This is a genomic window from Candidatus Binatia bacterium (genome assembly GCA_036504975.1).
In the GTDB taxonomy this organism is placed as follows: domain Bacteria; phylum Desulfobacterota; class Binatia; order UBA9968; family UBA9968; genus JAJPJQ01.
On the sequence record DASXUF010000084.1, the window covers coordinates 1 to 20453 of the forward strand.

Sequence of the window (20453 nt, forward strand, 5' to 3'; positions counted from 1 at the left end):
CTATGACAAAAACTGCGCCTCGTGCCACGGCCCGGACGGCAAAGGGAATCCGGCGATGACGAAAGTTTTCGGGGAGAAGGAATTGAACATAGCCGCTACCGTCGGAAGTAAAAAAGACGATGAGCTGATCAAGGTGATCACGGAGGGCAAAGGAAAGATGCCCGCCTTAGGCAAATCGCTCAGCAAATCGGATCAAAAGGCCGTGATCGGTCACGTAAGATCACTGGCAAAGTAAAAAAGACGGACAACTCGCCGCCGGCTCTTTTTTTTGCATCTTTGCAAGGGAAAGAGCCTTTTTTCCCATCCTCAGGAAAGCCTTAGCTCGTGTCCTTAAAAAATCAGACAATTTGATGGCATAGGGCTTGCTCACCATTATTCCAGACGCAAAAATCGGAATCTTTACCTCTGCGGCTGGTGACGGTGACATCGAACACAACGCCACGCCTCCTTCTGCTTCTCGTCATTCTCGGAGCATTCCTGACTTTGGGGTACTGGGTGAACTGCTCCGGCGTGGAGCAGCCGATCCGATTTCCTCATAAGACTCACCTCGATCTGAATCTCGCCTGCACGACGTGTCACTACAGAGCGGAGAAAGACGCGGTGGCGGGCCGTCCGCCCACGGCGCTGTGTTTGGGCTGCCACATGGGCGGAGACACCCAAAGCGAGGAGATAAAAAAAATCCGCGCCTACGGCGAAAAGGGGCAAGAGATTCCATGGCGAAGAGTCTGGCGTCTCCCCGAACACGTTTTTTTTCCACACCAAGCCCATGTGACGGCGGCGGGGCTCAAGTGTCAAACCTGCCATGGTCCGATGGAGACTCTTACACGGCCGCCTGCAAGGCCGCTCAAAACACTCGCGATGGACGATTGCGTCGGTTGTCACAAGGCGCGGAGCGCCGCGCAAAAAAATAAAGCGAACGAAGCGCGATTGGCGACAGTGACAGCACAGCGGCTCCCAACGGACTGCATCGCCTGTCATCGGTGAGGAATGGGATGCAATTCACGCGTAGACGATTTCTTCAATTAGCGAGCGGGACCGCCGCGGCGACGGCGCTGACGCGAGACCGGCTCTCGGGAGTCGGCCGGGCGGCGGAGGATATCGAGCGCTGGGCCACGCCGGAAGAAATTTTGCTTCCGTCCATCTGCCAGCAATGCCCGGGAGGCTGCGGTCTGCTCGCGCGCACGCTCGACGGTGAAGTCGCCGGAATTTCCGGCAACCCGCTTCATCCCATCAATCGCGGCGCTCTCTGTCCGAAAGCTTTCGGCGGGCTGCAAGTCCTCTATGATCCCAATCGCTTGAAGGGTCCTCTGGCGCGCGCCGGCGAGCGCGGACGCTTTCGCGCCATCGGCTGGGACGAGGCGCTGTCGCTGGTGACCGCCCGGTTATCCGATCTCAGAGCCAAGGATCTCGCGCATACAGTCGTGATCCTCGGCGGCCAGTACCGCGGCTACCGCGACATTTTGTGGCAGCGGTTTGCCGAAGCATACGGGACTCCCAATTACATCCGCTCCCGCTGCTTTGCGCCGGAAAAACCGGCGCTCGCGCACCGGCTCATGCAGGGAGTGACGAGTCCTCTCGGTTACGACCTGGCGGAATCCCGCTTCATTCTTTCTTTCGGCGCCGGTTTGCTCGAGTCGTGGACCGGGCCGGTCCACGCCTCGCAAGCCTTCGCGCGGCTCCGCCGCAGCGGCGACCGTCCGCGGGGTTTTCTCGTCCAGGTCGATCCAAGGCGTTCGGCGACGGCGATCAAAGCCGACCGCTGGATTCCCGTCGCGCCGGGAACCGACGGCGTCTTGGCGCTCGGCATCGCCAACGCCATGATCCGCGAGGGACTTTACGATCAGGAATTTGTCGCCGAGCACACCTTCGGATTCGAAGATTGGGTGGACGGCGCCGGGCGGCAGCACCTGGGATTTAAAAATCTTGTCTTGCAGGATTATGGGCTTTTCACCGTCTCCGCCGCCACGGGCGTTCCGGTCAAAAATATTCTGGAGATCGCGCGCAATCTCGCGACGCTCAAGCCGGCGGTCGTCATCGGCGAGCGCGGCCCGTCCTATGGTCCCGACGACCTGCACACGCGGATGGCCATCCACAGCCTCAACGCCCTGGCGGGGAACATCGGCGTCGCCGGCGGCCTTCAGATACAGGGCGAGCTGCCGCTCGCGCCGCTGCCGGCGATCATCCACGATGCCGCTGCGAAGCGCGGCCTGGCCCAGCCGAGAATCGACGGCGCCGGGGAAAAACAATATCTCCTGGCTTCCGACGCGCCGCAGCTTCTGCCGGAACGAATCGCGAGCGCGACGCCTTATCCCGTCAACGCCCTGTTTCTCTACGCGACCAATCCGCTGGCCAATCACCCGGCGAAAGAGGCGTTGGCCGCGGCGATGAAGAAAATTCCTTTCATCGTCAGCTTTTCGCCTTTCCTGGATGAGTCGAGCGCGATGGCCGATCTCATTCTTCCCGATCACACCTACCTCGAACGGTGGCAGGACGATCAGGTCACGCATCTGGCCGGCTTCACGTGCTTCAGCCTCGCGCGGCCGGCATCGAAGCCGCTGCACCAGACGCGCAACACCGCGGACACGATGCTTCAGATCGGCCAGGCGCTCGGCGGGGCCGTGGCGCAAAATTTACCGTGGAAAGATTTCTCATCGCTGCTGCACGATGGCGCCCGCGGTCTCTACGAAGCGCGTCGCGGCTACGTCGTCTCCATCCACGCCGAGGAAGCTCTCAGGAAAGTCCTCGAGCGCGAAGGCTATTGGGTGCCCGAGTTCAAAGACTACGACGCTTTCTGGAACGGGCTCGTCGAGCGCGGCGCCTGGTGGGATCCCACGGGTCTGCCGATCAGCCGCAAGGCTTTGCTCAAGACCGCGTCAGGAAAGTTCGAGTTCTACTCGACGGCTCTCAAGCAGTGGGTCGACAAAGCCGCCAATCAGGAAGACAAGGCGGCATCCTTGGTCGCCGCGCTCGGCGGCGGAAAAATAGAAGATCGGCTCTTCTTGCCGGCAGTGGCGGTGCCGCGTCCGGCCGAGACCGAATCGTTTCCTCTCCGTCTTATAACGTATCGCCTCATGAGCCGGCCGATGGGCGGGGGAAAAAACCAGCCCTGGCTGCTCGAGCAGCCCGCCGTCCACGTGCGCGCGTCTTGGGATGGATGGATCGAAGTGCATCCGAAGACGGCGGCCGAGCTGGGGATCAAGGAGAAGGACTGGGTTTGGGTGGAGTCGGCCAAAGGGCGAATCAAGCTCCAGGCGAAGCTTTACTCCGGGACGCGCGGCGACGTGGTCCAAATGCCGCTCTTCGCCAACGGCCCCAACCCGAACGATCTCATTGCCAACGAAACGGATATCTTCCGGGGCTTCGGTCTTCTCAATACGACGCAGGTGAGGATCAGGAGGGCATGACGTGGCGCTTTGGGGCATGGTGATCGATTTGGACCGCTGCACCGGGTGCCAGGCCTGCGTGATCGCCTGCAAAGCCGAGAACAACGTTCCCGCCGTCGGCGAGAAAGAAGCCAAGAGAGAACGCATCATCAGTTGGATGCAGGTGCTGACGGAAACCGACGAAGAACACCACGGCGAAAAAATGCGCTTCATCCCGCGGCCGTGCCTCCAGTGCGACGATCCGCCGTGCACCAAGGTCTGTCCGGTCTATGCGACTTACCGAAACCCCGAAGGTATCGTCGCTCAGATCTACGCTCGCTGCATCGGCTGCCGCTTTTGCATGGCCGCCTGCCCGTACAACGCGAAATATTTCAACTGGCACACGTACCAGAAAGAAGGACCGGGGCAGAACCCGGACGTCTCGGTGCGCCCCAAAGGCGTCGTCGAGAAATGCACCTTCTGCCACCATCGCCTGCAAAAGGCGCGCGTGCGGGCGCTGGCGGAGAAACGGGACTTCGATCCGCGGGAGTACGTGCCGGCCTGCGCGGAAGCCTGTCCCGCGCAAGCGATCTTCTTCGGCGATCTCTCCGATCCGGTGAGCGAAGTCGCCAGGCTCGCGCGCAGCCCGCGCGCTTTCAAGCTACAGGAGGAGCTGGGGACAAAGCCGAAAGTGATCTACCTGACGGAAGGAGAAGGCGGTGGCTGATACGGCTGACACGCTCGACGAAGCGCTCCTTCGACCCATCGCGGAAACGGGACGCGGCTTCTATTGGGCCGTGGCCCTTTTGTCCATTCCCATCTTATGGGGAGCGCTTGCCTATGGCGTTCAATTCTATGAAGGCCTCGGAGTCACGGGCCTTCATCAGCCGGTGAGCTGGGGTTTTTACGTCACCAACTTCGTCTTTTTCATCGGCATCAGCCACGCCGGGACTCTCATCTCCGCGATCCTCCGCCTGTCGAAAGCGGAATGGCGCCGCCCGATCACCCGCATGGCCGAGGTGATCACGTGCATGGTCCTGTTCATCGGGGCGAGCCAGATTCTGGTCGATCTCGGACGGCCCGACCGGCTTCTGAACGTCATCCTTCACGGGCGCTACCAGTCGCCGCTGCTCTGGGACGCGACCAGCATCAGCGCGTACATGACGGCGAGCCTCACTTATCTATACCTGCCGATGATTCCCGATATCGCCATTCTGAGAGACCGTCTCGGCAAACGAAAACTCTTTTACAGTGTGTTGGCCCTGGGGTGGACGGGGACGGAGCGCCAACAACGTATCCTCAACCGCGCCATCGCCATCATGGCGGTGTTGGTCATTCCCATCGCGGTCTCGGTCCACTCGGTCGTATCGTTCGTTTTCTCAATGACGCTTCAGCCGATGTGGCACTCGACGATCTTCGGACCGTACTTCGTCGTCGGCGCGATCTTCTCCGGCATCGCCGCGCTCATCGTGGCCATGATTATTTTTCGCAAGGCCTACGGGCTCCAGCACTACTTGAAGCCGATCCATTTTCGTTATCTGGGCCAGCTCCTGCTCGTCATGGCGCTTTTGTGGTTCTATTTTACCTTCGCCGAATACCTCACGGGTTATTACGGCGCCGAGCCGGAGGAGATGAAAGTTTTCCGGGCCAAGTTCTCGGGCCCGTTCCGGCATTTCTTCTGGGGCATGGTGCTGTGTAACTTCGTCATCCCGCTTGTCTGTCTGGTGCGGCTCGGGCGGCGCACCGTGGGGAAAGTTCTCGCCGCGTCGTTGTCGGTCGTCGTGGGGATGTGGCTCGAGCGCTTCATCATTGTCGTGCCGACGCTGTCCTTTCCGCGGCTGCCGTTTCCGGAAGGAATCTACTGGCCCACGTGGGTCGAGTGGGGAGAGACCGCCGGGAGCTTCGGCCTGTTCGCGCTTTTTTATCTCCTTTTCACCAAGTTCTTCCCGATCATCTCCATCTGGGAGATCCGCGAGGGCCGGGAAGTGGGCATCAAAGAGGTGGAAGAGCGGCTCATCACTTACCTGCCCGACGAGGTCGAGGGAAAAACATAGAAAGCCGACAAGGAAAGCAGATGGAAAATCCGTCTTCGGATTTCGATCGCCTCGTGAGAACCTTGCAATGGGTGTGGCTGACCGTCGCCATTCTCCTCGTCGGGGGAATCATCGCCTGGATCGTTCACTTGATCCGCACGTCCTGGACGCTGGGCGACGTCCCGTCGGCCTCCATCGGCATCTCGATTGTGGCGATCCCGATATTTATCGTCCTCATGAGCGTGGTGCTCTACGTTTTTTGGGGCTTGCGCTCCGACGGAAGAGAGCGATGAAGAGCAAACTGCTGCTCATCGCTCTCGCGTTGGGGATCGGTTTCGCCCGCGCGCCGGAATCGACCCTCGCCGCCGACCCAGGGGTCGCGCCTTTTCTTCCGGGCAATCCTCTCGAAGGAAGCCGGCTTTTTACCGGCAAAGGTTGTCTCCGTTGCCACGCCGTCTACGGCGTGGGAGGCGTTGCCGGGCCGGATTTAGGCCAGGGAATCTTGAAGCGGCCGCTGCTCGATATCGCCGGCGTGATGTGGAACCACTCTCCCGGCATGGCGTACGTCTTTCAGGAACAGCAAGCGATTCGCCCTCAGTTCAAGCCGGCGGAGATGGCGAGCCTGCTGTCGTTCCTCTATTACCTCGGCTCGTTGGACCCGCCGGGAGACGTGTCCGCGGGCGCCCGTCTTTTTCGCGAGAAGCAATGCCGGACCTGCCACTCGCTGGGGGGAAAAGGGGGCACGCGTGGCCCCAAGCTTGATGGCTACAGCCGGTACGCTTCGCCGATTTTTTTGACGGCCAGCCTGTGGAACCACGGCAAGGCCATGGCCGGAGTCATGGAGGCATTGCAAGTTGCCCGCCCAACGTTTGAGAAAAACGATATCCCCGATCTTCTGGCCTACATCCGCAGCGCCGGCGGCGGCACAGAGCGCATCTACGTCCAGCCGGGAAATCCCCAGCGCGGGGAAAAGCTCTTCTCGGAAAAGCGCTGCGTCGAGTGCCATTCGATCGGAGGCCGGGGCGGCAGGATCGGCCCGAATCTTCAGGCGACGCTCAAGGGAAGCCTCATGACGATTGCCGGCAGCATGTGGAACCACGGTCCGAAGATGTGGGCGAAGATGGCCGAGCGCGGCATCGCCGTGCCGTCGCTCACCACGGAGGAAATGTCGGATCTCACGAGCTACCTCTATTTCCTCCAGTTTGTCGATCCGCCCGGCGTGCCGGCGCGCGGGCGCGTCGTTTATCAAGAGAAGCGTTGCGGCAAGTGCCATACCTTGCCGGGGATCGGCGGAACGGTCGGCCCCGACCTTGCGGCGGCGGAAAAACTCAAGACCCCGTTGGAAGTGGTGACCGAGATGTGGAATCACGCGAGCACGATGGAACAGAAAATGCTCGAAGAGTCCGTGGAGTGGCCGGTCTTCAAAGGAGGAGAGATGGCTGATCTGATGGCTTATCTGCTGGCGATCCGAAAAGGAGCGCACCAGCCGGCGGCGCAGGAGGGATCCGCGCGCAAGGTCGACTGACGGCTCCGAAGAGGAGCAGACTATGTCGCCTCAAAATTTATGTCTTGGGCAAATATTTCGGGACCCATGGAAGACCTTAGGATATCAGGCGCCGCTCGTCTTTTTTCTTGTTCTTCTATTCCCGGCGCTGCCGGAAGTTTCGGCTCAGCCGCTTTTCAGCCCGACTCAGGATCCCATCGTCGGCTCGCGCATCTTCGGCTCCAAGGGCTGCGCGAAATGTCACGCGATCGACGGAGTCGGCGGCAGAGTCGGGCCCGATCTCGGCCTGACCCCGCGCCCGCGGTCTTTTTACGATCTCGCGGCTGGAATGTGGAACCATCTGCCGCAGATGGCGAAACAAATGGAAAAGCTCGGGGTGAGCCGCCCGCAGTTGAATCCCGTCGAGACCGGCGACCTGATCGCCTTTCTTTACACGGTAAATTATTTCGATCGTCCCGGCGACGCAAAAACAGGACGGCAGGTATTTGTAAAAAAACAATGCGTTGCCTGCCACCAGGCGGGCGGCACGGGGGGCGTGGTCGGGCCGAGTCTCGATCGCCTAGCCCAGCACGATTCGCCCATCTTTGTCGCCGCGGCGATGTGGAACCACGGCCCCTCCATGGCCGAGGCGATGCGCGTGCGGGGCATCCAGCGCCCGACCTTCAGCGCGCCGGAGCTCAGAGATTTAGTGGCCTACATCAACACCACCGATGGCGGGCCGGGAACAGAGCCTATCTATCTTTTACCGGGCAGACCGGAGCGCGGGCAAGCGCTTTTCGTGCGCCAGCGCTGCAGCGAATGCCACAGCGTCAAAGGCCGGGGCGGAAAGGTGGGAGGAGACCTCGCTGAGCGGCGGGTTCAATTAGGCCTCGTCGAGTTCGCAGCCGCCATGTGGAACAAGGCCCCGTCGATGCTGAAAGAAATGAAAGAGAAGAATATTCCCGTCCCGCAAATTCGCGCGGAAGAGATGGCGGATATCGTCGCCTATCTCTATTCCGTTCAATATTTTGCCCGGCCCGGCAATCCCGGCCGAGGGGAACGGCTGGCAAAGGCTAAAGGTTGTCTCGGCTGCCACTCGATCGACGGTAAAGGCGGCAGAGTAGCTCCCGATTTCAAAAAAATCGCAGGGCTCGATCAGCCTGCGACGGTGGTTTCGGCCATGTGGAATCATGCCGGCGCAATGGAGCGGAAGATGGCGCAGATGTCGTTGAAATGGCCGGTGCTCAAAGGGGACGAGATGGCCGACCTCGTGACTTTTATCCAGACCCTGGAGCCGAGCCGGTGACCTTAGTAGAAGAAAATGGTTGGCATGAACGAGGCGGATTGTTAGAATAGGTCTTCTTCCCGTGCACGCTTCAAGAAGGAGGATCTATGGCGAAGGTAACGGCGATGGTTCTTGGTTTTTGCGCGGCTTTGGGACTGAGCCAGATCTCCTGGGCCGCCGATGCCGGCGGAAAGGCGGCCTACGAAAAAGCGTGTGCCTCATGTCACGGGCCCGACGGCAAAGGCAATGCGGCCATGACGAAGGCCTTCGGCGAGAAGGCGCTCAACATCGCGACCAAAGAGGTCGCTGCCAAAAAAGACGACGAGCTGGTCAAGGTCATCGTCGAGGGCAAAGGAAAGATGCCCGCCGCAGGCAAGTCACTCAGCAAAGCGGACCAGAAGGCGGTTGTCGAGTACACGAGATCGCTGGCGAAGTAGACATCTGAGATCTCGCACGGCCAAAGGAGCAGCTAGGCCCTCGATGAGATGGGTCGGACGGATCATCGCCGCGGTGGCCGTTCTCCTCGGGACGGAGTGTCTTGCTTTCGCTCAACCCCTATTCAGCCCGACGCAGGATCCGATCGCCGGCTCGCGCGTCTTCGGTTCCAAAGGCTGCTCGAGCTGTCACTCTATCGACGGCGTCGGCGCGAAGGCGGGGCCCGACCTGGGTCGCGCGCGCCGGGCGCATTCTTTCTATGAGTTTGCCGCCGCGATCTGGAATCACCTTCCAGGCATGGCGGAGCGCATGCGCCAGGCAAAAATCCAGCGGCCGTCGTTGAGCCCGGGAGAAGCCGCCGACCTGATCGCGTTCCTGTATACGCTCGACTATTTCGATCCGCCCGGCAACGCGGAGACCGGAAAGCGTCTCTTCACCGAGAAGAAGTGCATCGTTTGCCATCAGAGCGGCGGCGCCGGCGGAGTCGTCGGGCCTAACCTTGATTCGCTCAAACAATACGGCTCCGCGATCTTCGTTGCCGCCGCGATGTGGAACCACGGGCCGGCGATGGCGGAGGCCATGCGCGCGCGCGGCATCGCGCGGCCGACTTTCAGCGGCTCGGAGCTCGTCGATCTGATCGCGTTTCTCAAGTCGGCCGCGCCGGACTCGTCGCCGTGGGCGCTCTATATCCTGCCCGGCTCGCCGGAGTCCGGCCGACAACTTTTTCAGGCCAAGCGCTGCATAGAATGCCACAGCGCTGCCGGTCAGGGCGGCAAGATCGGTCCGGATCTCGCCGACAAAGCGCTTCAACGGAGCATGACGGAGTTCGCCGCGGCGATGTGGAACAAGGCTCCGGCGATGACCGCGGCGATGAAAAGCCGCCGCATCGCGGTTCCCCGGCTCGAGGCGGCGGACATGTCCGACATCGTCGCCTATCTTTATTCCGTTCAATACTTCGCCCGGCCGGGCGATGGCAAAAAGGGACGTGAGCTGGCGGCGCAGAAAGGCTGCCTCGCCTGTCATTCCATCGACGGTAAAGCCGGCAAAGGGGCGCCGGACCTGGCGCGCGTCAAAGGGCTCGACGCGCCGCAGGCTCTGATCGCCGCCCTGTGGAATCACTCCTTTCTCACCGAGCGGCGTCTGGAAGGCCAGAAAATTTTGTGGCCGCAGTTCCGCGCCGACGAGATGGCGCATCTGGCGGCGTTTCTTCAGGAGTTGGCGCGAGGGGGCGCATGAACGGGACGGGCGCGTGCGCGACGGCGATATTTTTTCTGCTCGTATTCGCGGGCGTCGTGCCGGCGGCGGAGCCGGAGGCGGAGAGCTGCGTCGCGTGTCACCGAAATTTCGGCGACGATCGGCTCGGCAAGCCGGTGAAGGATTTTTCCCAGGACATCCACGCCGCCAAGGGCTTCGGCTGCGTCGCGTGTCACGGCGGAGACGCCAAAGATCCGGGGATGACCGCGATGGACCGCGCCAAAGGTTTCGTCGGCAAGCCGGCGCGCAGAGAGATCGCGCAGGTCTGCGGCCGTTGCCATTCCGACGCGCGCTTCATGAGGCAGTACAATCCTTCGCTGCGCGTGGATCAGGTCACCGAGTATTACACTTCGGTGCACGGCCAGCGGCTCAATCGAAACGGCGACGCCAAAGTCGCCGTGTGCATCAGTTGCCATCCGGCCCATTCCATCCGGCCGCCGTCCGACCCGACATCTTCGGTGCATCCGCTCAATGTGGCGGAGACCTGCGGCGGTTGCCACGGGGATGCGAAAACCATGGAGACCTACAAGATCGCCACGGATCAGTTGCAAAAATATAAAAAGAGCGTCCACTGGAAAACGATGTCGGCGGGCGGCGATCTCTCGGCGCCGACGTGCAACGACTGCCACGGCAATCACGGCGCGGCGCCGCCGGGAATCTCCTGGGTGGGAAACATCTGCGGCCAGTGTCACGCACAAAACGAAGAGCTGTTCGCGAAAAGCGCTCACGCCAAGGTGTTCGTCAAAATGGGGCTTCCCGGATGCGCCGCCTGCCATGGCAATCATGACATCGCGCAAACCAGCGACGAGATGCTGGGAGTCGGAGGCAACGCGGCGTGCACGGGCTGTCACACGGCTGAAGACAAGGGCGGCCGAACCGCGTTCGAGATGCGCCGGTTGATCGACTCGCTCCGGAGCGACTATGAAAAAGCCCATGCGGCGCTGGCTGATGCCGAGCATGCCGGCATGGAGGTGAGCCAGGCGCAGTTCGAGTTGAACGGAGCCAAGACGGCGCTCGTCAAGGCGCGCGCAGCTATTCACGCATTCAACGTTGATGGCGTGAAAAAAGAAACGGCGCCGGGGATGGAGGCGAGCAAGAAGGCGCACGAGCGGGGAATCAAGGCGCTCGACGAGCTGCAATTCCGGCGCAAGGGACTCGCCGTTTCGGCGCTCATCATTTTAGCTCTCGTTGTGGGGCTTGTGTTAAAGATACGGCAGATGGAGAAACCGAAATAACCCTCACCCCTGCCCTCTCCCGCAAGCGGGCGAGGGAGAATAAAGATTCCCTCTCCCTCTGGGAGAGGGTAAGGGTGAGGGATAGGAGAGAACGGAATACCGGGAGATGGACCGCAGAAATTTTCTCAACTGGTTTCTCGGCACGGCGGCGGGGGCTTTTCTCGTCTCGGTTCTCTACCCGGTGAGCCGCTACTTGATCCCGCCCAAGGTCGAAGAATCGACCGCGCGCAACGTCGCGCTTTCCATCAAGCCCGCCGAAGTCAAGCCGAACAGCGGACAGGTGTTCCGATTCGGCAGCCAGCCGGCGATCTTGGTGCGCAGTCCGGCCGGCGAGCTGAAAGCATTCTCCGCCGTTTGCACCCATCTTTCCTGCATCGTCCAGTACCGCCCGGACGTGAGCCATATCTGGTGCGCGTGCCACAACGGCCATTACGATTTGAACGGAAAAAATATCGCCGGGCCTCCGCCCAAGCCGCTGGACGAATACGTCGTCAACGTCAAGGGCGACCAGATCGTCGTTAGCAAGAAGGCGTGAGCATGGAGCCGCAAGACATAAAGCACGGTAAGCTCTGGCACTGGCTCGACGAGCGGGTCGGACTCAAAGAGCTGGACAAGCTGGCCAAGAAAAAGCAGGTGCCGATCCACCGCCACTCGGTGTGGTACTACTTCGGCGGGATGACGCTTTTTCTCTTCACGATTCAAGTGGCGACGGGAATTTTGCTGCTTCTTTACTACCGCCCCAGCGCCGGCGAGGCCTACGAGTCGGTGCAGTTCCTCATGACCGAAGTGCAATTCGGCTGGCTTGTCCGCTCGATTCATTCGTGGTCGGCCAACCTGATGGTCTTTACGGCGTTCGTTCATATGTTCAGCGCCTTGATGCTCAAGGCTTATCGCGTGCCGCGCGAGCTGACGTGGCTCTCCGGCGCGGGACTGATGGCGCTGACGTTGGCTTTCGGCTTTACCGGCTACCTTCTGCCGTGGAATAAGCTCGCCTTCTTCGCCACGAGCGTCGGAACGGAAGTCCCCGGCGTCTTGCCGGTCGTCGGTCCGTTTCTTCGCCGCCTGATGCGCGGCGGCGACGACGTCACGGGCGCCACGCTGACGCGCTTCTACGGCATCCACGTCGCGGTCTTGCCGGCGCTTGTGACGGCGCTGATCGGGCTGCATCTCTTTTTAGTGCAGAAGCACGGCATGAGCGTTCCTCCGGAAGTGGAGCGGCAGGGCGGCGCTAAACGCACGATGCCGTTTTTCCCAAATTTTCTTTTGCGCGACGTGGTCGGGTGGCTCTCCGCGCTCGGTGTCCTGGCGGCGCTGGCGGCTTATTATCCCGCCGAGCTGGGTGAGAAAGCCGATCCGTTTCAACCCGCGCCGGCCGGCATCAAGCCCGAATGGTACTTCATGTTCATGTTCCAGACGTTGAAGCTCCTGCCGGGTCATATTCTCGGCATCGAAGGCGAGCTGGTGGGAATTTTGGCCTTCGGCCTGGGCGGCGCGTTCATCGCGTTGGTTCCTTTCCTCGACCGGCGCACGGCGCGCGGCGAGCGGAGCCATATTTTTACCTGGGTCGGCATCGCCATTATTGCCTATATGATTGCTCTGACCTACATGGGTTACACCGTAAGCCTGAGGTGAGTGCAGCACGATGTGTTTGTCCTTGGCCTGTCGGTTGTTGTATGTAGGGTTCGTGCGCACGTTGTTTAAAGCGCTGGGTCCTTCCGTTTTTCTCTCTCTTGCCTTAGTTGTTTTTGCAGTTCCCATTCATGCCCAACCTGCGACAAGCGAGGGGCTCAAAGCCGAAATCACCGGCGTCACTATTCTTGAGAACCGGCGCTCAGTCGTTATTTTTAAAATCAGCGACGCCCAAGGCCGTCCGCTCGATCGCAGCGACTTGGGCGAAATAAGATTTACCATCGCCAAAGTTCAGGCCGGTGCACAGGGGCAACCGGCCTATTCGAACTATGTTCTCTTCAAAGTACCGGGCAGGGAGTACGTCTACAAAGGCGAGAGAAAAAATCCGGCGCTCGCCGACACTCTTCAGCCGGACTACGACCGCGACGGAACTTTCGCGCGCTTAAAGCCCGGCGTTTTTACCTATACGTTCAAAACCGCCCTGCCGGAAAACTACGATCGCAAGGCGACTCTTGTAGTCGGCGGCGAGCTTACGCGCGAGAGTCGGAAGCACGTGGTCAACCCGCTCTACGCGTTCGTTCCCGAGAAAGGCAGGGTCAAACCGCCTGAATCCACGGTCGCCACCGCGGCCTGCAACAACTGCCACGATCCCTTGAAGCCGCACGGTGGACTCAGGCGCGAGACCGGCTACTGCGTCCTCTGCCACACTTCGCAGCTCGCCGATCCCGAGAGCGCCGAGAATCTCGATTTCAAAGTCCTCGTCCACAAGATCCACCGGGGCAAGAACCTGCCGAGCGTGAAAGGCGGCAAGCCGTTCGTCGTCGTCGGCAACCGGCAAAACGTTTTCGATTTTTCCACCGTCGGTCTGCCGCAGGATATTCGCAACTGCCAGACCTGCCACGCGGGGCCGGCGGCGGCCAGCTGGATGAACCGGCCGGCGATCGCGCCCTGCCTCTCCTGCCACGACAACCTGGACGCCGAGACGGGGAAAAATCACGCCGGCGGGCCGCTGGTCGAAGGGACCTGCGGCGGCTGTCACCAGCCCAAGGGAGAGGAGTTCGATCTCTCGGTCGCAGGAGCGCACGCCGATCCGCTCAAATCGAACCGGCTCGCCGGAGTCGTTTTCGACATTTTAAAAATCGAAGGCGGTAAGCCGGGCGACCGGCCGGCCGTGACCTTCACCGTGAAAGACAAGAAAGGCCAGCCCGTCGATATCTCCAAGATGGAAAATATGCGCCTGGTCGTGGCCTGGCCGACCGGCGACTATCGCGTCGCCGTCGAGGAAGACGTGCGCAAGGCGCCGGCTGAGGGAAACGGCGTCTATACGTACGCATTCAGATACGCCATTCCCGCCGAGGCGAAGGGCAGCGGCGGGATCGCCATTCAGGGTTACAAAGAATATGACCTGAAAAGAGGCAACGGCAAGATCATCAAAGGAGTGAGAGACGTAGGACTCAACGTCGTCAAATATTTTCCCATCACCGACGCCGCGGCGGTACCGCGGAGAACCGTTGTGAAGACGGCGAACTGCAATGCCTGTCACGAGACTCTCATGGCGCACGGCGAGACCCGGCGCGTGACCGAGTACTGCGTTTTCTGCCACAACGCCACGCAGACCGACGAGGCCAAACGAAAGACGGCCAAGGGGCCGATGCCGCCGGTGAATATTCATTTCAAGCTCCTCATCCACAAGCTCCACACCGGCGAGGAACTGGGCGAGCCTTACGTGATCTACGGCGGCCCGCCGGCGAGTCCCGGGCCGATCGACCTCGGCGAGGTGAGATTCCCCGGCGACCGCAGGAATTGCGCCAAGTGCCACGAGAAGGGAACTTATGAGTTGCCTCTGTCTCCGGGAGTTTTGGCGACGGCGGTGCCGCAGGCCGACGGCAGCCTGAAAAACCTACCGCCGATAACCGCGGTCTGCGGCTCGTGCCACACCAAAGATCCCGCGAAGGCTCACATCGAGACCCAGCTCGCTTCGGGCGGAAGGGAGAGCTGCGCGGTGTGCCACGCGGCGGGGCGGGAATTCTCGGTGAGCAAGAGCCACCGAAGGTAGATTCGATCGATATTACGCCCGGCGAAAATTTTTCGGGTATTTAATTCTCGGAAGAAGCCCTTGCGCTACCGTCGGGAAATCCTGCTGGCAATTTTGGCCCTGGTGGTCCTGGGCCTCGGCGTCGGCGGCTATCGACTCTACGACTACACCGAGAACGATCCGCGCTTCTGCGGCTCGTGCCACATCATGGGGACCGCGTTCAAGACCTGGAGCGAGGGTCCGCACAAAGCCGTCAACTGCCACGTCTGCCACCAACAGAACATTCAAGATCGCGCCAGAATCGTCTGGAGTTGGGCAACCTCCGACATCGAAAAGGTTCCTCCTCACACTCAACTTGCCAAAACAGTTTGCGAGTCGTGCCATCTGAACGATCAGGTCAAGTGGCCGCAAATCCGAAATACGGCGGGACACGGCGTGCACGTTCTGAGGGCGAACCTCCCGTGCTTGTCCTGCCATCTGCCCTCGCTCCATTCCGTCAAGCCAAAGACCGAGGACTGCGTGAAATGTCACAACCAATCGCGCACGAACATCGGCGGCATGGCCGGATTTCACTGCACGGCGTGTCACCAATTTCTCGTCGGAAAAGACGCGGGCTTGGAGCCCAAGAAGGAACTCTGTCTCGGTTGCCACGGCGCGATGCAGCTCAAGGGGGAAACTTTTCCGGCCGGAGCGCCGATGCAATTCGAGTGCGCCGCCTGCCACAAACCGCACAGCCAGCCAATTCTCAAGTTTAACGACTGCCTGGGCTGCCACCCGAATGTCGCGACGGATAAAAGACACTTCGAGAGGGATCTCACGAAGTGCGTGTCGTGCCACAAGCCGCATAGCTGGAAGGCCGGCGCAGGCGTGAAGGCGAAACAGAGCTGAGGAAGGAACGATTCACCCGTTAAACTCGTCGGATCCAATCACTCAATGAAGAAGAAGATACAGACGAATGATTCGATTACATCCTAAGTGCGGCCAAGGAGACGGCGGAGAAAAAGGACGACGAGCTTATCAAAGTGATCATGGAAGGGAAGGGCAAGATGCCGGCCGCCGGAAAAGGCTTGAGCAAGACTGAGCAGAAGCAGCTATTGGACTACACGAGATCTCTGGCGAAATAAGCGCCTGAAACAAAATTTGCGCCCGCAGCCAAGTTGTTTCTGAATGCTGCCGTCAGAAAACCTGCTTTTGAGATTTGGGCTTGCTCCCGCAGACCGGGCACTTGCCCGGGCGCAGGACGGCCTTGGTAACCCAGGTATCGCCGCATTTCGCGCAACGGGTCCAAACCACTGTTTGCTTGGAGTCATTTATCTCTATGCGATTGGTTTGCCGACGCATCATTTCAATCCTTTCTTGAGGGTCGCATATTTTTTCACTGTGTAACAACGAGCGACGTTGCAAACAATAAGGGTGAATACCTAAATCTGAAGGTCGGCCCTACCTATTTTCGACTTCAACGAAGTCTGCTCGGTCATTGTTCAGACGTTACTTTGCGGAGACGGCATCGCCCTCGGCGGCGCGCGCGATCACGTTGTTTCGGAACGCCGCTCTCAGACGGGCCGCTGCAGCGTGAATCAACGGGAATCCGGACTTCGCAATAGCTGGATCAATTCTGGGCGCGGTTTGCGGAAGGAAAAAGCGGGACGGTCACGCTTCGAGGATCTGGGTTGTGCTTTTCTTTTCTACGAAGAGCCAGGCATTGCAGGCACAACTCCTCTTGGGGCGGTTGATCGGCCCGCTCCCTGTAGTTGACCGGCGGCCAATCGGGGCATTCCGGATGGAAATGCCAATCGTCCTCGCCGCGGTCCCATCGCCTGCGGTGCGTGAGTGCCACAGAGCCTCCTCGACTCTGAAGAAACGTTACCGGCGGCTGGTCCAATCGTCAATTGGGGTTTTCACCGGATTATGAGTCCGTGAAATCACTTACTTCGTCCCCGGTGGCGTGGCCGTTCTACAACGAAAAGGAGGGGCGGGACTCAGCGTTCTCAATGAGTCTCTCGAATCAGGCATTCACCTAATTTATGTTGCGGCATAGGCGGGCTACAAAGTAAGTAAGCACAGAGAGAAGGTCATATGAATATAGCAGAAATCATGACACCAGACCCCGAAATCATTCGCCCGGACACGGTACTGAAGCAAGCGGCCGAGACTATGAAGAAGTTCGATGTGGGCCTGCTTCCGATATGCGACGGTCAGCGCCTGGTTGGAATGTTGAGTGACCGCGATATCACTATTCGTGCCACAGCGGCTGGGTTGGACCCGGCAAAAACTCGGGCCGATCAAGTGATGACAGAGGACGTTTTTTACTGCTTCGAAGATCAAGAAGTCGAAGAAGCGGTTAGAGTCATGGAGGAAAAACAGATCCGTCGACTGCCCATCGTCAACCGGGATAAAAAATTGGTTGGAGTTATTTCTTTGGGCGACGTCGCTGTTCGCGCGGGTAATCCTAAGCTCGCGGGCAAGGCGGTCAAGCAGGTCTCTAAACCTGCAGAGCCCAATCGATAAGTCAGGAGTTAGGGGCATTCTTCACGACGCGTTTCCAAAACGAAAACAGCCGGAGCAATTAGTACGAATCACTGTGTGCTTGGAATCATTGGCCGCGATACGATTCGTTTGCCGCCGCAGCGGTTAATCCTTTGCGGCACCTAATTTCTGCGGATATTTTTTGGCAGCTTGAAATCAACGATCTGGTGCCAGGTGCGGGCCGGATTTATATCCTTCTGCGACGCGGGGCTTTTATTGCACAACGGGCACGGCGAATTTTTCACGGCCGTTAGAATGTCATCTCCCTCGCCTAATTCGAGCTCGAAGGTTTTGTCGCAGTTCTGACATTTCAACGTCCATACCCCGGGGTCCATAGAGCCTCCACAGTTGTCCGTGACGGCTGCTTGGGTGAGAGGTGAATGCTTATATCCTTATATCGATACTGGCACATTGTCCGTGTGAATCAATATACCTGGACCGGACCTATCACGGCCGGGGGAGGGCTGGGGGAAAAAGGAGTCTGCACTTCACGGATCGTCGTACCAGACGATTTGTAGGCAGTGATCGCTGAAGAACTTCTCGACTTTTGCTTTGCCTTCTTTAAATCTCATGAATTACGCCGCGCGGTCATCGAGCTTCCACACGCGCACTTTTCTACCTCGCGCGCGCAACACCGGAGCGGCCATTTCCTGGAGGCGCACCACAACCCGGACCTTTTCCGAGAAAGGCAGCGCCGCCAGCTTGTGGCGGCGCGCTTCCTTCGCGGCGAAAAGCCGGGCGATTTCCGGTTTCAGGGTATCCATTGCTTCCATTTCCCTTCCAGGCCGTGGCGCTGGAGCCCGCCGGCCAGATAATTCATATCCACTTCCGCCTGCTCGCGGAAGATGCGCACTCGTTCCCGGTCTTTGTCCCGGCCGGTCTGCAAACAGATGGCGATGAGATGCTCCGCGCGCACCACTCTTGTGGGTGTGTCCTCGTAGGAAGTCTCTCGCAAATCCCTAGAGATCGCGCCTGTTCTTACAGCGCAAGCAAGCGCGAGAAAAGCTGGTACAGATTTTTCCGAACCGGGCTCATGTCCGTTTGGTTCTGGTGCGTTTGGCGCGGTACAATGCGGCGCCGCCGGGCGGTGATTTGCAGGCTACATTCCACGCCTCGCCGGCGCGCTTAAAGCGGGCGGCGAACGCCGGATCCTGCATCTGTTCTTCGAGGTATCGATCGAAATTGCTTTTTTTCATCGCCTGCCTGAACATCTATGTGTTCTTTGCGCTTAGCTTACCTGCTGATCTTGAAGACTTCTGTTCCCTGATCTTCTGCTCCAGCCAGAGGTTAACGAGAGCATCGGAGGGTACCCCCTGTTTGCGGGCCACCGACTGAATTTTCTCGGACAGCCCCTTTTCGACGGGGTAGTAAGTCGCTTCGGGCTCGAGTACCACGTCGAATTTTACCTTTTTCGTCTTCTTCCAAAAATCACTCAAGTCGTGCTCATCCCAGAACTCTCCGGTCTCCGCGTACGAGCGCGCTTTAGAAATTGAACTTTTATTTTTTTTCATATCTTTTCCTTTCACTACCGGTCATGTTTCGCGCCGACAGGATTAAGGCTTGTTGACTCTTCTTGCGCACGAAAAAGACAACAAGATAACGACCTGCGCTCGTCTGACCCATCCCTGAATAGACATTCTCACCTTTTCGGTGGCCCTTTTCAACAAACCTAAAATGTGACGAACTCATTAGAACTTCTCGCACCTCTTCCTGCTCGACTCGGTGTTTGCGGCTGATCTTCTCGACGATCTCAGGCAACCAGATGATACCCGATATTTTCAAGAAGCCTCTCCTTTTTACTCACCACCTGAGTCACTCGCTCAAGTTGGCCTAGTTTCCGAGATCAGATCCCGTCAGTCATTCCTTTTTAGATTCGATATTCGTTCCACCCAGGTCATTCGCGATTTCGCGGAACTGTTCGAGGGCGGCTTCGAGATCTTCGACCCCTCGACGCGTTCCAGGGAATCGCCATGGGTCCTGGCTCGGGGTCGTCCTGAGCGAGGCTTAACGAGTCGAAGGACGACGATTTCCTGGGCGAGAACGTCGGGATCGGGAAGATATCAGAGTCTTCCAGGCTTTCGTCGCGGAGCCAGAAAAGCAGCCTGTCCCCGTATTTCCCTGTTTCCGTCGCCCTTAAGGACCGAGAGCATATGCTGGACGAACATCAGATCCGCTTTCTTCCCCTTCTCCGGCATCCAAACCGCGAAGCGTCCGGGATACTCGATGTCCTTCTTGATGTAGTTCTGACTGAACGGCGGGTTGGCAAGCACACGGTCATAGCGTTTCAGCTCGTTATTCTCGTCCTTGTGCTGGGGACGGCGGATGGTGTCCTCCTGGCGAATATCGGCGTCAGAGATGCCATGCAGGAGCATATTCATTTTGCAGATGGACCAGGTGGTGCCGATACTCTCCTGTCCGAGGAGTGATACGTCGCGCGGATCGCCGCCGCACTCGCGGATATAATCACGCGTCTGAATGAGCATGCCGCCGGAGCCACAGGTCGGATCGTACACACTCATGTGCGGCTGTGGGTCCACAATCTCGACGAGCGTGCGCACAACCTCGGCCGGCGTGTAGAATTCGCCGGCCTTTTTGCCGGCTGAGTCGGCGAACCACTTGATGAGTGACTCATAGGCGGCGCCGAGAAGATCGGGAAATTCGAAGTTCTCGTCGCGCAGCGGAATCTTTTCGAAATTCTGGATGAAGTTGACTAATGTGTCGTCGTCGAGCGAGCGCTGGCCCGATCTTACGGTTGAAGTTGATGTGCTTGAGAACGTCCTGAAGCGCGTCCACGTTGGTCGGATGGTCTTCGATATCTTCAAGCGCCTCGTTGAGCTGCGTCCCGACATTGGTCTTGAGGTGGCGAATGTTCGACCAGTGCGCCGATTTCGGGACGAAAAAAGTGTACTGGTCGGGATTATCCAGCTGACCAGCGATGACATCGTCCGCCATTCCTTTGGCTTTCAAATCTTTGGCCATCTGTTCGCGTTCTTGATCGAACAGATCGCTCACCCGCTTAAGGAAGAGCATGCCGAAGATGTATTCCTTATACTCCGAAGCATCCATATTCCCGCGCAGATCATCGCACGCGCGGAACAAGAGACTGGAAAGTTGGCTGAGAGTAAGTTTGATCATTGGTATGGGATGGAACTTGGAATTTGCTGCAGATTTTATGC

The 20453-nt window shown here is 59.2% G+C and carries 21 protein-coding genes and 1 pseudogene; 16 read left to right on the forward strand and 6 right to left on the reverse strand.

Annotated elements, in window-relative coordinates; all coding sequences use genetic code 11:
• The 16 genes from VGL70_11005 to VGL70_11080 all read left to right on the forward strand — a co-directional run.
• A partial coding sequence (locus VGL70_11005; protein HEY3304050.1) for a cytochrome c occupies positions 1 to 235 on the forward strand: 235 nt, incomplete at its 5' end.
• A gap of 185 nt (positions 236 to 420) precedes the next feature.
• Positions 421 to 984 carry a cytochrome c3 family protein gene (locus VGL70_11010; GenBank protein HEY3304051.1) on the forward strand — a complete coding sequence of 188 codons (564 nt, stop codon included), beginning with the start codon at positions 421 to 423 and terminating at the stop codon, positions 982 to 984.
• A gap of 8 nt (positions 985 to 992) precedes the next feature.
• Positions 993 to 3404, forward strand: coding sequence for a molybdopterin-dependent oxidoreductase (locus tag VGL70_11015; protein ID HEY3304052.1), 2412 nt, complete (start codon positions 993 to 995; stop codon positions 3402 to 3404).
• Position 3405: 1 nt separating this feature from the next.
• A complete protein-coding gene (locus tag VGL70_11020; protein HEY3304053.1) occupies positions 3406 to 4089 on the forward strand; it encodes a 4Fe-4S dicluster domain-containing protein in 684 nt (227 codons plus the stop codon).
• Positions 4082 to 5416 carry an NrfD/PsrC family molybdoenzyme membrane anchor subunit gene (nrfD, locus tag VGL70_11025; GenBank protein HEY3304054.1) on the forward strand — a complete coding sequence of 445 codons (1335 nt, stop codon included), beginning with the start codon at positions 4082 to 4084 and terminating at the stop codon, positions 5414 to 5416. The genes VGL70_11020 and nrfD overlap by 8 nt, the downstream gene beginning before the upstream one ends.
• 20 nt (positions 5417 to 5436) lie before the next feature.
• Entirely contained in the window at positions 5437 to 5688 is a 252-nt protein-coding gene (locus tag VGL70_11030) for a hypothetical protein (protein ID HEY3304055.1), read from the forward strand.
• Entirely contained in the window at positions 5685 to 6920 is a 1236-nt protein-coding gene (locus VGL70_11035) for a c-type cytochrome (GenBank protein ID HEY3304056.1), read from the forward strand. The genes VGL70_11030 and VGL70_11035 overlap by 4 nt, the downstream gene beginning before the upstream one ends.
• Positions 6921 to 6942: 22 nt before the next feature.
• Positions 6943 to 8184, forward strand: a complete 1242-nt coding sequence (locus VGL70_11040) for a c-type cytochrome (protein ID HEY3304057.1) — start codon at positions 6943 to 6945, stop codon at positions 8182 to 8184.
• 86 nt (positions 8185 to 8270) lie between these two features.
• Positions 8271 to 8600: a cytochrome c gene (locus VGL70_11045; GenBank protein ID HEY3304058.1), complete on the forward strand. Its 330-nt coding sequence runs from the start codon at positions 8271 to 8273 to the stop codon at positions 8598 to 8600.
• A 43-nt stretch (positions 8601 to 8643) separates the two neighbouring features.
• Positions 8644 to 9834, forward strand: coding sequence for a c-type cytochrome (locus VGL70_11050; protein HEY3304059.1), 1191 nt, complete (start codon positions 8644 to 8646; stop codon positions 9832 to 9834).
• Positions 9831 to 11087, forward strand: coding sequence for a hypothetical protein (locus tag VGL70_11055; GenBank protein HEY3304060.1), 1257 nt, complete (start codon positions 9831 to 9833; stop codon positions 11085 to 11087). The genes VGL70_11050 and VGL70_11055 overlap by 4 nt, the downstream gene beginning before the upstream one ends.
• Positions 11088 to 11193: 106 nt before the next feature.
• A complete protein-coding gene (locus VGL70_11060; protein HEY3304061.1) occupies positions 11194 to 11622 on the forward strand; it encodes a Rieske (2Fe-2S) protein in 429 nt (142 codons plus the stop codon).
• Between the two features lie 2 nt (positions 11623 to 11624).
• Positions 11625 to 12719 (forward strand): cytochrome bc complex cytochrome b subunit, encoded by a 1095-nt coding sequence (locus VGL70_11065; protein HEY3304062.1) that lies wholly within the window; start codon positions 11625 to 11627, stop codon positions 12717 to 12719.
• A 52-nt stretch (positions 12720 to 12771) separates the two neighbouring features.
• Entirely contained in the window at positions 12772 to 14772 is a 2001-nt protein-coding gene (locus tag VGL70_11070) for an OmcA/MtrC family decaheme c-type cytochrome (GenBank protein ID HEY3304063.1), read from the forward strand.
• Between the two features lie 60 nt (positions 14773 to 14832).
• Positions 14833 to 15639, forward strand: coding sequence for a hypothetical protein (locus tag VGL70_11075; GenBank protein HEY3304064.1), 807 nt, complete (start codon positions 14833 to 14835; stop codon positions 15637 to 15639).
• A gap of 1188 nt (positions 15640 to 16827) precedes the next feature.
• Complete coding sequence (locus VGL70_11080) at positions 16828 to 17259, forward strand: CBS domain-containing protein (protein ID HEY3304065.1); 432 nt, start codon at positions 16828 to 16830, stop codon at positions 17257 to 17259.
• Between the two features lie 593 nt (positions 17260 to 17852).
• Here the strand turns inward: VGL70_11080 and VGL70_11085 are convergent.
• The 6 genes and pseudogenes from VGL70_11085 to VGL70_11110 form a co-directional block, all read right to left on the reverse strand.
• Positions 17853 to 18041 (reverse strand): hypothetical protein, encoded by a 189-nt coding sequence (locus VGL70_11085; protein HEY3304066.1) that lies wholly within the window; start codon positions 18039 to 18041, stop codon positions 17853 to 17855.
• Complete coding sequence (locus VGL70_11090) at positions 18029 to 18196, reverse strand: hypothetical protein (protein ID HEY3304067.1); 168 nt, start codon at positions 18194 to 18196, stop codon at positions 18029 to 18031. Before VGL70_11090 ends, VGL70_11085 begins: the two co-directional genes overlap by 13 nt.
• Before the next feature lie 112 nt (positions 18197 to 18308).
• The gene (locus VGL70_11095; protein ID HEY3304068.1) at positions 18309 to 18473 is read right to left on the reverse strand and encodes a hypothetical protein; all 165 of its coding nucleotides are present in this window, start codon (positions 18471 to 18473) and stop codon (positions 18309 to 18311) included.
• A 15-nt stretch (positions 18474 to 18488) separates the two neighbouring features.
• Positions 18489 to 18788, reverse strand: a complete 300-nt coding sequence (locus VGL70_11100) for a CopG family antitoxin (GenBank protein ID HEY3304069.1) — start codon at positions 18786 to 18788, stop codon at positions 18489 to 18491.
• Positions 18775 to 19059 carry a BrnT family toxin gene (locus tag VGL70_11105; GenBank protein ID HEY3304070.1) on the reverse strand — a complete coding sequence of 95 codons (285 nt, stop codon included), beginning with the start codon at positions 19057 to 19059 and terminating at the stop codon, positions 18775 to 18777. Before VGL70_11105 ends, VGL70_11100 begins: the two co-directional genes overlap by 14 nt.
• A 341-nt stretch (positions 19060 to 19400) precedes the next feature.
• Positions 19401 to 20412: pseudogene (locus tag VGL70_11110) on the reverse strand (class I SAM-dependent DNA methyltransferase).
• Positions 20413 to 20453 lie beyond the last annotated feature (41 nt).